General features: G+C 66.6%; 8 protein-coding genes. 7 read left to right on the forward strand and 1 reads right to left on the reverse strand.

Annotation, left to right across the window (positions count from 1 at the left end; genetic code table 11):
* Positions 1-13 precede the first annotated feature (13 nt).
* Positions 14-1,945, forward strand: coding sequence for an ATP-binding cassette domain-containing protein (locus H623_RS18165; RefSeq protein ID WP_169514895.1), 1,932 nt, complete (start codon positions 14-16; stop codon positions 1,943-1,945).
* Between the two features lie 152 nt (positions 1,946-2,097).
* Positions 2,098-5,583 carry a carbohydrate-binding protein gene (locus tag H623_RS20900; protein ID WP_022900060.1) on the forward strand — a complete coding sequence of 1,162 codons (3,486 nt, stop codon included), beginning with the start codon at positions 2,098-2,100 and terminating at the stop codon, positions 5,581-5,583.
* A 123-nt stretch (positions 5,584-5,706) separates the two neighbouring features.
* On the opposite strand, the gene H623_RS0106110 is transcribed toward H623_RS20900, so the two are convergent.
* Entirely contained in the window at positions 5,707-6,915 is a 1,209-nt protein-coding gene (locus H623_RS0106110; RefSeq protein WP_022900061.1) for an ROK family protein, read from the reverse strand.
* A gap of 118 nt (positions 6,916-7,033) precedes the next feature.
* Here H623_RS0106110 and H623_RS0106115 point away from each other — a divergent pair, with 118 nt between their 5' ends.
* The 5 genes from H623_RS0106115 to H623_RS0106135 are packed head-to-tail and all read left to right on the forward strand — an operon-like array spanning position 7,034 to position 12,335.
* The gene (locus H623_RS0106115; protein ID WP_022900062.1) at positions 7,034-8,356 is read left to right on the forward strand and encodes an ABC transporter substrate-binding protein; all 1,323 of its coding nucleotides are present in this window, start codon (positions 7,034-7,036) and stop codon (positions 8,354-8,356) included.
* A gap of 6 nt (positions 8,357-8,362) precedes the next feature.
* The gene (locus H623_RS18175; protein ID WP_022900063.1) at positions 8,363-9,373 is read left to right on the forward strand and encodes a carbohydrate ABC transporter permease; all 1,011 of its coding nucleotides are present in this window, start codon (positions 8,363-8,365) and stop codon (positions 9,371-9,373) included.
* A 1-nt stretch (position 9,374) separates the two neighbouring features.
* On the forward strand, positions 9,375-10,271 hold the full coding sequence (locus tag H623_RS0106125) for a carbohydrate ABC transporter permease (RefSeq protein WP_022900064.1): 897 nt from the start codon (positions 9,375-9,377) through the stop codon (positions 10,269-10,271).
* Between the two features lie 43 nt (positions 10,272-10,314).
* A complete protein-coding gene (locus H623_RS0106130; RefSeq protein WP_022900065.1) occupies positions 10,315-11,304 on the forward strand; it encodes a Gfo/Idh/MocA family protein in 990 nt (329 codons plus the stop codon).
* Positions 11,301-12,335 (forward strand): Gfo/Idh/MocA family protein, encoded by a 1,035-nt coding sequence (locus tag H623_RS0106135; RefSeq protein WP_022900066.1) that lies wholly within the window; start codon positions 11,301-11,303, stop codon positions 12,333-12,335. The genes H623_RS0106130 and H623_RS0106135 overlap by 4 nt, the downstream gene beginning before the upstream one ends.
* Positions 12,336-12,379 lie beyond the last annotated feature (44 nt).

Here is a 12,379-nt window from a genome sequence, read left to right on the forward strand (position 1 = left end):
GGATGCCCGCGCGATGAACAGAGGAGTGCGCAGCCCGCTCGGATGGCTGGGCGGGCTCTTGGCGCTCTTTCTCTTCATCCCGATCGTCGCGTTCATTCTCAGGCTGGCGACCTCCACGGATCGCGGCTTCACGGCGCCGGGGCTGTGGGGCGCCCTCGGCACATCGCTTCTCAGCGCCACGATCTCGACCTGCATCATCGCGCTGCTCGGGATTCCGCTCGCCTACGTGCTGGCGCGGTCGAGAGGGAGGTTCGCGGCCGCAGTCGGCGTCGCGGTTCAGCTGCCGCTGGCGCTCCCTCCTGTGATGAGCGGCATCGTGCTCATCTACGTCGTCGGCCCGTACACGTTCCTCGGGCAGCTCTTCGACGGCAAACTGACCGGCACGCTCACCGGCATCGTGATCGCGCAAACCTTCGTGGCGAGCCCGTTCCTCGTGATCTCGGCGCGCAGCGCGTTCCGGGCCATGGATCCGGCGTTGGACGAGCTGGCAGCCAGCCTCGGTCATCCGCCGCTGGCACGGTTCTGGAAGGTCGCCGTCCCCGTGGCGGCCGAAGGCATCAAAGCCGGGCTCCTGATGGCCTGGCTGCGCGCGCTCGGCGAGTACGGCGCCACGGTGCTGCTGGCGTACCACCCGTACTCGCTGCCGGTCTTCACGTATGTGCAGTTCTCGGGCATCGGCATCCCGAACACGCAGGCTCCGACCGCGCTCGCGCTGCTGATCGCCGCCGCCGGCGTGGCCGTCGGGTATCTGCGGATGCCCCGTCGTCGGCACCGCAGTCCGTCGTACGTCGAGCCACGGCCACCACAGCGGACGTCGCCCGTGAAGCCGGCGTTCGACCTCGACATGCACGTCGGCAGCTTCCACCTGACGCTGGCGCATCGCGCGCGCAGCCCGTGGCTGGCGGTTCTCGGCCGATCCGGTTCCGGAAAGTCGATGACGCTGCGGGCGCTCGCCGGGGTGATGCCGTCTTCAGCGGGAGCGGTGCGATACGACGGGGACGACGGCGCGCATCCTCGTATCGGGTACGTGCCGCAGGGCGGCGTGCTGTTCCCACGCCGGACCGTGTGGGAGCAGGTGACGTTCGGCGTCGACTCCGACCCGCACATCGCCCGGTGGTGGTTGGACACGCTGCAGCTGACCGGACTCGAGAACCGCATGCCCGAACAGCTCTCCGGAGGTCAGCGTCAGCGGGTGGCGCTCGCCCAGGCGCTCAGCCGCTCGCCCGATCTGGTGCTGCTCGACGAGCCGTTCTCGGCGCTGGACGCCCCGGTGCGCGAGGAACTGCGCATGGAACTGCGGCGGCTGCAGCACGAAGACGCGCTCTCGACCGTGCTCGTCACGCACGATCCAGAGGAGGCGGCACTGCTGGCGGACGAGATCATCGTCATCGACGACGGCGCCGTGCTGCAGGCCGGAGCGCGTCGGGATGTCTACCACCGGCCGTCCACACCGCACGTCGCGAGGCTGCTCGGCATCCACAACCTGAAAGACGGGGTGATCGTCGACGCGACGAGGCTGCGGGCGGGTGGGGTGCGCATCACGATTCCGCACACCGCGCTGCCCGAGGGCGCCCCGGTGCAGTGGTGCATCAGGCCCGAGGATGTCGTCGTGAGCGAGGACGTCCTCGCGAGCGGAGGCGGCGACCGAGAGATGGGCGGCGACCGCGTACTCGGCGTGCTCGACGCCGACCGCATGATCGGCGCCGGCCCGGACAGCCCCGTCGGGACGGTTCCGGCCACCGTCACGGACGTGGCCGACCTCGGCACGTTCACGATGACGACGGTCGAGCTCGACGGCGGACCGGAACTCCGCGTGCGCAGCACCAGGGCACCCGAGTTGAGGCAGGGCGATGGATGCAGGCTCGAGCTGCCGCCGTCGAAGGTGATGGTGTGGGCGGCGGCGACGCAGGCAGCAGAATCGGACGTCGAGCCCCGCGTCTCTTGAGGGGCTGAGCTCCGCCGGGAACACGAGCCCGCGCACTCCAGCGGAGCCTCACCTCATGATCATCGATTGCATCGGCACGCAACATGCGCTATTAATTAACGCGGATTCTGAATAAATCTGGTGCAGTCGAGTGCTCGAGGGAGAGTGATCGGATGAAGGGCCTCATCGTGGCCATCGTGATCGGCGTTCTTGGTGTGGGGGTGCTGACCACCCCGGCTGACGGCGAGCCCGTTCGGCACGATACGACGCGAACAGCGTCCTCGAGTTCCTCGGCTGCATCCGGTCATGAGCGGACCGTCACGTTCACGGACACGCATGACGTGTTGCACGGGAACCCGTACACGGGCGTCGCGTTCGATATCAACAGCCCGCAGACATCCACCAGCACGGGATACACGTTCACGACGGATCCGGCCATCACCGCCTTCATCGACGGGCGCAAAAGAATCCCGGCCGACGCGGACATCGTGCGCGTGCAGATCTCATGGTCCGACTTCGAGCCGGGACCGAACAGGTTCTCCTGGCATCGGTTCGACAGGTTCATGAAGCGGATCAATCAGCAGGGCAAGACCGCCGAGGTGCAACTGCTGATGTCGGAGGCACCGGACGTAAAGAACGATTCGGGGGTCTTCCCCTACCAGTACCCGCCGGCGTGGTTGTTCGATGTGGACAAGGCGCCCTACCGACTCGCCCAGTACAACGGGCAGTACTACTCGAAGCAGCCGCTCTACTACAGCCCTATCTACCTGAACGCGCTGTCGAAGGCCGTGCATGCGTTCGCGAAGCATTACGACGGCAACCGCGGGGTCGCCTGGGTCGACCTGCGCGCCTTCTCGCTCTTCGGGGAATGGTCCGGATGGAACGATGCCCTGAACTTCCCGTGGCCGGACGACGCGACGCGCACCGCGACGCTCCACAAGATCCTGCACATCTACAGCAGCGCCTTCCGCAAGACGATGGTGATGATGGAGAACCCGGGCGCGAACGTCGACCCGAACGACCCGGATGCCGACACGCAGGCGAAGCGGTTCACGGCCTACGGGTACGACGTCGCTGCGGCGAACAAGAACTGGGGATTCCGTTCGGACACCGTGAACAGCGCCTTCCCGTGGATGCAGTACGACACGAGCGGCGAGAGCTCGTACATCAATCGGCTCGAGCGACGAGATCACATCCAGGTCTCCGAGGGGTCGAGCTGGAACAGCAGCATCATGATCAACAACCCACGGCTCGTGGTGAAGAACGCGATCGAGGCCTATCACTCGAATCTTCAGGGGATCAACAACACGAGCTTCATCGACTGGGATGCGATGAAGAAGGCGTACGGGGAATGGTTCACCACCCTCGCCCGCTACTCCGGCTACCGGTTCCTCATGCAGAAGGCCACCTACACGGACCACGTGAAGCCGGGCGGAAAGCTGAATCTCGCGCAGACCTGGACGAACAACGGCGCAGGCTTCAGTCCGAAGAAGTACCCGCTCAAGGTGTACCTGCTCGATGCGAAGAGCGGTCGCGTCGTGTGGAGCGGGACCGATTCCTCCGTGGATGAGACCACCTGGTTCAAAGGCGATGCCGACCAGATGCGATCGTCCTTCACGCTTCCGCGCAACCTGCGACCCGGCGATTACACGTTGGCCGTGGCGATGGCCGACTCACACGGGAAACCGCGCATCGAACTGGCCATGCCGAACGGGAAGGGCAAGGTCTACCCGGTCGGGCCGGTCACGGTGGCCTCTTCCGCGCCGGCCGAGAAAGCGCAACCGGCGCAGGCTCAGTTCCGGGTCGAGAACGAGGATTACACGGCGGCGCAGGGCGCCTACGGCGTCGAGCCGCCGGCCGAAGGCGGTTTCGGCGCGCTCTATATGGGGAATGCGGGTGACTGGGCCGAATACGACAACGTGACGGTGCCGACGACCGGCACCTATCGTGCCGAGTTCCGCGTCTCCGCGTCCGAGGGCGATCACTTCCGCGTCCTGGTGGACGGAGAAGACACCACGGGTTCGATCGGCACACCCGACACCGGCGGATACAACGTGTACAGCACGATCGAGCGCGAGATCCCGCTGACCGCGGGCCGACACAGGATCCGCATCGTGCGCGACGACGGCAACTGGTTCTTCATGAACTGGATGCGCTTCACCCTCGCGAATCCCGACGAGTTCACGATCCAGGCAGAGTCGGCGACGGCGCAGAGCGGCACGTGGCTGAACGCGCTCGACGACGTGGATGACGACGGCACGCCGGGTGTCTCCGTGATCGACTCGGGAGACTGGCTGAGCTACAGCGGCGTCGAGGTCGCCCGGAGCGCGACGTACCTCATGCAGTTCCGCTACTCGACGACCAACGAGGATCCGCTCTCGTTCCGTCTCGAAGTGGACGGCAAGGATGCCACCGGCCCGCTGTCGCTCGACCCGACCGGCGGCGTGAAGACCATGAAGACGGCGAACTTCTTCGTCCCGCTCGAAGCGGGTGCGCACACGTTCAAGGTGGTCTGGATCACGGCGGACTCGAACATCGTCTGGAACTGGATGCGATTCGACCGGCAGGGTGAATACCACGCGACCATCGCTGCGGACGACTACAACATGCAGTGGAATCTCGCCAAGGAGTACAGCTGGGACGGTCCCGACACCGGTGTTGTCAGCACCGTATCCCACGATGACGGCAAGAAGGTCACGGCGATCGGGAGCATCGATCAGCAGGATTACCTGCGGTACGAGAACATCGATTTCCCGTACACCGGGTACTACAAGCTCGATCTGCGCGTCGCCTCCGATGAGGCGCAGCAGCTGCAGTTCGATGTCGACGGCGATGCCACCACGATCACCGTGCCCGACACGGGCGGTGACGGGCACTTCCAGGATGTCTCCACCTGGGTGGAGATGACGGCAGGCATCCACAATCTGCGCTTCATCGGAGAGAGCGTGAGGAGCGGAACCGGCGTGCTGTTCGAGAAGTTCGGCCTCACCGCGACGACCGACGTGCTGAAGGCCGTCAGTGCCTCGGGGCCGACGTCGATGGATGTCGGTGACACGGGAACGCTGACGGCGACGGCCATCAGCATGGACGGCTCGCACAAGACGGTGACCGACGGTGTCACGTACTCGTCGTCTGACACCTCCGTCGCGACGGTGGCGGCCGACGGAACCGTGACGGCGAAGGGCTGGGGGACAGCGACGCTCTCCGTGGTGTTGGACGGCCTGACCTCGAGCGTCACGGTCACGGTCACCGATCCCAGTGTGACGTTGACCACCGTCGACGACACGGATCCGGGGATCACGTACTCCGGCAGCTGGGGCACCGACGGACCTCGCGGGTTCGGGGACTTCGATGACGGCGTTCACTACTCCACGGTGGCGGGGGACTACGCCGAGTACACGTTCACCGGGACGGGCATCGCCTTCCTCACCGAGAAGTACAGCGACATGGGGAGCGTGGACATCGCGATCGACGGGGTCAAGCAGAGCACGGTGAACTGCTACGCCTCGCTCCGGATGGCGCAGCAGCCGGTGTTCGTCATCCGCGACCTGGCACCCGGCACGCACACCGTCCGCGTGACGAACGATGACACGTACGCGAGCGATGGCCGGATCGCGATCGTGGATGCCTTCGTCGTGCAGCAGCCGAAGATGTCCTGACGGGGGATGAGAGCGCCCGCCCGCTCGAGACATCCTCCGGACGGGCGGGCGCTGGTGTCTGTGCCGTGACGGTGTCGGTGCCGCGATGAGTTGTTCTGCGCCGTGGTCAGTTCTGCGCCGTGGTCAGCCCTGCGCGGACGGCCACCTCGACGGGTGGATGTCCGCCTGCGGAAGGCTCGTGCCGCTCGCAGCCGCCGCGTGGAGTAACTCCTGCACCGTCGTCGCGGCGTATCCGACCGCGCCCGTGATCGACGCACGCTCGCGCAGTGTCGACGGCAGGATCGGCGGCGCCGGCCGCGCGATGCACAATGCCTCCACGCGGGTGCGCAGCGGGTCGAGGAACACGTCGCCCGCCCGCACGTTCCCGCCGCCGACCACGACGATCTCCGGGTCCACTGTCATGACCAGGGCGGCGACGCCGATGGCCAGATCCTCGCTGAAACGGCGTACGGCGGCCAGGGCGGAGGCGCTGCCCTTGCTCGCGGCCTCGAAGACCGATTCGCGGTCCACGACCGTGCCGTTCTCGAGAACGACCGCGTGCAGATGCTTCTGCGCCGTCTCCCAGCCCACTTCGTGGATCGCGCCGATCTCACCGGCGGCCCCGTTCGACCCGCGGAAAAGCGAGCCGTTGATGACGAGCCCGCTCCCGGTCCGGTTGCCGGAGTGGATGTAGACCAGGTCCGAGACGTCGGACGCGCTGCCCCTCCACGCCTCGGCGAACGCCGCCATGTTGGAGTCGTTCTCCACGACGATCCGGCAATCGAAATGCGCGCCCAGCACCTCTTTGACGTTGACGCCGGACCAACCCTCGGGGCCGCGGGTGATGACATCGTTGTAGACGACGGCGGGAATCGCGACACCGATCGCCCAGACCGATGACCGCTCGCGCTTGGCCTTCTTCAGGAGGCGGTCCGCCAGCTTCACCGCGGAGGACAGCACGTCGAGAGGGCCGTCTTGCTCCGTTGCCGGGGTGTCGGCGGAGGCGAAGACCTCCCCGTTCAGGTCAGCGAGCTCGGCGCGCACCGTGTGGCGGCCGATGTCGACGCCCAGCACGACCGCCGCTTCCGCTCTGAATCGGTAGCGCGTGGCAGGGCGCCCCGCGCCCACCGGTGCGAGCGGATCGACGGCGACGACCCAGCCCAGCTCGACGAGCTGTGCGATGAGGGAGTCGGTCGACGTCTTCGAGAGGCCGGTGACCTTCGCCGTCGCCGGGATCGTGAGAGCTTGTTCCCGGATCGCTTCGATGACGGCGAGCGTGTTCAGCCGACGCAATCGAGACTGATCACCCGCGTTGTGCAGCAGGGTCTGCCCGCGATCGAGGAGGACGTTCATGGGTTCACCCTATCGAGATGGAATTAAAACAGAAACTGTGTATATAATCTCTTCCATCCCACCGGGCGACTCCGCCCGTTCAGGATCATCGAAGATCACACGGAAGATTGGGACCCCCATGCACCAGCGCGAAACCCCGGCATTGAGCCGCCGCTCGTTCCTCCTCGCCGGCGGAGCCGTCGCCACCACCCTCGTTCTCTCGGGCTGCGGAACGAGACTCCAGTCCAGTGCCGGCAGCACCGTGTCCAAGACCCCGCTCGTGTACTGGGGCAAGTGGGCGTCCGGCACTCCGCAGGCGAAGCTGTTCAACACCATCATCAAGGACTATGAGGCGAAGACCGGTCAGAAGGTCGACGTGCAGTGGATCGGCAACAACGAAGAGACGCAGGTCAAGAACGCGATCGCCACGGGCAGCGGTCCGGACATCTACGACTCGTCCATCGACCACACGGCCGAATTCCGTGCCGCGGGTGCGCTCGGCGACATGTCGGCCATCTTCGACACCGAGATCCCCGGCGAGGGCAAGACCATCAAGCAGGTTCTGCCGAAGAGCGTGCTGAAGGCCATCTCCGACAAGAAGGGCTACGGCTTCGTGCCGCACACCGTGTTCTCCGAGGGGCTCTGGTACGACGCCGCCGTCGACTCGGATTTCGCCACGAACCCGCCGGCGACCTTCGACGATTTCCTCGCGCACGCGGCGGACCTCAAGAAGAGCACCGGAAAGCAGCCGATCGCGCTCGACGGCACCGTCGACTCCTACAACGCGTTCTGGATCTTCCAGCTCATGCTCGCCACGGGCGGCGCCGGAACGCTCGCCAGCCTCTCGACGAGCGCGTCGGCGTGGGACGCGCCCGCGGTGCGGAAGGCGGCCGTCGAACTCCAGAAGCTCGTTGCGGCCGATCTCTTCGAGCCGGACTACATGGCCACGAAGTATCCGGACGCCCAGAACGCGTGGGCCAGCGGCCAGCACCTGTACAACCTGAACGGAACGTGGCTCGCGAGCGAGACCGCGGCATCCAAGAGCGCGACCCAGAAGCCGCGCGTCATGGCCTTCCCGCCGGTGAAGGCCGGAAAGTCGAGCGTCGTGACCGTCGGAGCTCTGGGCTGGGCGGCGAACGCCAAGTCGAAGAAGCAGTCGCAGATCGCCGAGTTCCTCGCCTTCGCGATGCAGAAGAAGTACGACGACCGTATCGCCACCGACGCCGGCAACATCCCGGCTCGCAGCGACTCGCCGGCTCCGGTCGCGCTCAAGGGGATCAAGAAGAGCATCGACACGACGACGACGATCAGCCTGGACTTCGACGGCGTCGCCACCAGCGCGCCCCAGTGGTGGAACGACGTCTTCATGCCGCTCGACGACAAGCTCATCGGCGGCTCGCTGTCGGTCGACGACTTCCTCGCTCAGGGGAAGGCACAGACCGCGGCTCTGCTGAACAAGTAGCGCGATATGACCATCGCACGCCACTCGTCCGCGACCGATGCCGGGCGGCTCGCCGGCCTCGAGGAGCCGGAATCATCCCTTCGGGATCGATCCAGGCCCTCGCGGCGGGGGCGCATCGGGGGCGCACTCGACCGTGCCAGACGGCGGATATATCTCCCTCTTCTGCTGCCCGCGCTCATCGTCTACGTGGTGCTCTTCATCGTGCCCGCGCTCTACGGGATGGCTCTGAGCTTCTCGTCGTGGGCCGGCCTCGGAACGACGTTCCGGTGGGTGGGCCTGAAGAACTACACCGGACTGTTCTCGAGCCCGGTGTTCCTCTCCTCGTTCTGGAACACTCTGGTCCTGACCGCGGTCGTCGGCATCGCGATCTTCCTCATCGCGTGCGGTGCCATGATCGTGCTTCGTACGACGAAGGGGCACAGCTTCATCCGCTCCGCGGTCTTCGTGCCGTTCATCATCTCGCCGATCGCCATCGGACTGTCGGTGTCGTTCCTGTTCAACCCCAACGGGCTCATCAACACGGTGCTCGGCCTGCTGGGCCTCGACGGGCTGCAGAGACCTTGGCTGGCGGCCGACAACATCCTTCAGGTGATCATGGTCGGCCTCACGTGGAGCGCCGCCGGCTTCTACGTCGTGCTGCTCATGTCGGCTGTGGACGGCATTCCGGCCAGCTTCTACGAGTCGGCGCAGATCGAGGGTGCGAACCTGCTGCAGCAGTTCCGCCACATCACCCTGCCGCTGACGCGCGACATGATCTCGGTGGCCGCCGTGCTGTGGGTCATCGCTGGCATCAAGACGTTCGAGATCATCATCGCGTTCACCGGCACCGCCGGGACTCCGCCGCTGCAGGCGCGGTCCCTCGCGGTCGAACAGTACCTGAGGGTGACCGGCGGACCGGCGGGCGGGATTCCACAGATGGGATCGGCCGCCGCCATCGGCGTCATCATGACCATCATCACCGTCGTGCTGATCCTGCTCTCACGGCGGATCTCCCGACGCGAGCCGTTGGAGATGTGACATGGATGTTCTTCAGAAAGTCGGCCGACCCTCGCTCTCGTCGGCGCTCAGCACCTTCGTGACCTTCGTGCTCAAGGTCTCACTGTGGGGGTGGGTGGCGATCAACCTCGCGATGCTGGTGTGGATCTTCTTCAACTCGGTGAAGTCATCCCGTGACATCTTCGCGAACCCGGCCGGCCCGCCCACGACGTGGGAATGGGGGAACTTCTGGACGGCGCTGACCACCTCGGGCCTGGGGGTCGCCGCCATCAACACCGTCGTGCTGGTGGTGGTGTCCGTCGCGGTGATCATGCTCCTAAGCGTGCCGGCGGCCTACGCGCTCGCCCGGCTCGGAGGGCGTTCTGCGGGACCGATCGTCTCGCTGTTCTCCGCGGGCATGAGCGTGCCGTTCCAGGCGTTCGCGGTGCCGATGGTGCTGATCAGCGTGGGGCTGTCGCGGTTCATGATCGAGTGGGTCACCGGCGCCTGGGACCCGCGGATCACAGTGGCGATCTTCTACGTCGCGCTCAGCCTGCCGTTCAGCGTCTTCGTGCTCGTCGGGTACTTCCGCTCGTTGCCGTCGGAGCTCGAGGAGGCGAGTGCGCTCGACGGAGCGGGAGCATTCCGCACCTTCCGCACGGTCATGGTGCCGCTGGCGAAGTCCGGCATCACCACGGTCACCGTGCTCAACGTGCTCGGCCTCTGGAACGAGACGATGATCGTGCTCCTCCTGGTGCCGAATCAGGGGATGCAGACGCTCAACGTCGCCCTGCTCAACTTCTACTCCGACATGCAGTACACGTCCGACTGGGGCGGCCTCTTCGCGGGCGTCGTCATCGTCGTCGCGCCCATGGTGCTGCTCTACTTCTGGGTCGGCCGCCGCGTCGTCAGCGGGATGACGGAAGGCATCGGCAAGTGACAGGCCGTCGCATCCCCGCCCCATCGTTGAAAGGAATCCTCCGTTGAAGAACAAGACAGTCGGCCTGATCGGAGCCGGCGGCATCGCGAACGCTCATCTTCCCGCCTGGCTGGATCTCGGGTTCGACGTGCTCGTGCATTCGATCGCCGACGATGCCCCGCGCCTGGTCGAGCGACACGGCGGCGGGCGTGTGGCCACCACCGCCGACGAGCTCTTCGAATCCGTCTGCATCATCGACATCTGCGCCCCGACGCAGACGCACTCGTCGCTCGGCTTCGCCGCGCTGGAGCACTCGATCCCCACGATCTGCGAAAAACCGCTGGCCCGCACGCTCGCCGCGGCGGAGCTGCTCGCGGACGGATTCGCCGAGAAGGGCGTTCCGCTTTTCCCGGCCCACGTGGTGCGCTACTTCCCGGAATACGCAGCACTTCGCGACGCGGTGGTCGCCGGTGCGATCGGAGAGCCCGGAGTGCTGCGGTTCACCCGTCAGGGCCAGAGCCCGAAGAACGGATGGTACCTCGACTCCGCCCAGTCGGGTGGTGTGCTGCTCGACCTGATGATCCACGACATCGACATCGCACGGTGGATCGCCGGCGACATCACCCGGGTCTTCGCGCGAACGCGTACGCACAGGGGCAGCGAGAGCACGCAGGCGGTTCTCACTCATACTTCGGGCGCCGTCTCGCAGTTGACGGCGACGTGGGCGACGGCGCCGATCGAGTTCCGCACGCAGTTCGACGTGTCAGGGTCACGCGGCACGCTGCGCTCCGACTCGGCGGCGAAGCCTACCTACACACATGTCGGACCGCCATCGGCCGCCGACGACATCCTTCCCGCTTTCGACGCCGCGACGAGCCCGTACCGCGCCGAGCTGGCGGACTTCGTCCGCTCCATCGACGACGGCAGCGACACGCGCGTGACGGCGCGCGACGGTGTGGAGGCCATCCGCATCGCCGAGGCCATCGCGCGATCGGCCGCCTCGGAGCGCGCCATCGACCTGTCCCACGATCACGAAGAGGTGTCCGCGGCATGAAGATCGCCGTCCTGTCCCTGGCCCACACGCACGCGCTGGAGTACATCGCCGCGCTCCAACGGCATCCCGAGGCCGAGCTCGTCGCCACCGATCCCGATGGAGCCGAGAGCCCGGCGGAGCTGAGGGGTGCGCCCCTCGCGCTGACGCTCGGCGTCGACTATCTGGAGTCGTATGAGGATGTCTGGGCATGGCATCCCGACGCCGTCGTCGTGTGCGCGGAGAACGTGCGCCACCACGACCTGGTGCTTCGTGCGGCGCGCGAGGGCGTCCACGTCTTATGCGAGAAGCCGCTCGCGACCACGGTGCAGGACGCCGCTGCGATCGTGGACGCGGCGGATCGCGCCGGAATCGTGCTCATGACGGCGTTGCCGGTGCGCTTCTCGTCGGCGTACGAGGAGCTGCGCGCCGGAGTGCGGCGCGGCGATCTGGGGGAGATCGTCTCGGTGTCGGCTGCCAACTGCGGGAGCATCCCGACGGTGCGCGCGTGGTTCACCGATAAGGTGCTGAGCGGCGGCGGCGCCGTGACCGACCACGTCGTACACGTCGCCGATCTGCTCGCCGACCTGTTGCAGGAGACGCCCGACGACGTCTATGCGGTCGCGAACGGCATCCCGGGAAACCGCGACGGGGGCGTGGAGATCGCGGGGCTCGTGGAGACCGCGGGGCTCGTGTCGCTCCACTACCCGAGTGGTGTCATCGCCGCGGTCGACTGCTCGTGGTCGCGGCCCGCCGGGTCGGCCGACGTGGGCGACCTAGTCACGCTCACGGTCATCGGCACGTCCGGGGTGGCGGAGATCGCGCCGTTCGCGTCGATCATCGAAGGCTGGAACGAGCACGGCGCCCTCACGTACGGCTACGGGCTGTCACTGGATCAGCGGCTGATCGACTCGTTCGTGGCCGCGGTGGCGCAGCACGACCGCACGGCGCAGCCCGACGGTCGTGCTGGACTCGCGGGCGTGATGCTCATCGACGCGGCCTACCGTTCGATCGACGCCGGAGGTCCGGTGCGGCTCCGGGCCGTCGCCGCGTGACGGGCGTGGCCGTCGTCGCCGTCGTCGCCGTCGTCGTCGCCGTC

The organism is Humibacter albus DSM 18994, assembly GCF_000421825.1.
GTDB lineage: Bacteria > Actinomycetota > Actinomycetes > Actinomycetales > Microbacteriaceae > Humibacter > Humibacter albus.

Excerpts from the sequence above, each read along its gene's own strand:
- H623_RS18165 (WP_169514895.1), top strand. The coding sequence starts at position 14 with ATGAACAGAGGAGTGCGCAGCCCGCTCGGATGGCTGGGCGGGCTCTTG.
- H623_RS20900 (WP_022900060.1), top strand. The coding sequence starts at position 2,098 with ATGAAGGGCCTCATCGTGGCCATCGTGATCGGCGTTCTTGGTGTGGGG.
- H623_RS0106110 (WP_022900061.1), bottom strand. The coding sequence starts at position 6,915 with ATGAACGTCCTCCTCGATCGCGGGCAGACCCTGCTGCACAACGCGGGT.
- H623_RS0106115 (WP_022900062.1), top strand. The coding sequence starts at position 7,034 with ATGCACCAGCGCGAAACCCCGGCATTGAGCCGCCGCTCGTTCCTCCTC.
- H623_RS18175 (WP_022900063.1), top strand. The coding sequence starts at position 8,363 with ATGACCATCGCACGCCACTCGTCCGCGACCGATGCCGGGCGGCTCGCC.
- H623_RS0106125 (WP_022900064.1), top strand. The coding sequence starts at position 9,375 with ATGGATGTTCTTCAGAAAGTCGGCCGACCCTCGCTCTCGTCGGCGCTC.
- H623_RS0106135 (WP_022900066.1), top strand. The coding sequence starts at position 11,301 with ATGAAGATCGCCGTCCTGTCCCTGGCCCACACGCACGCGCTGGAGTAC.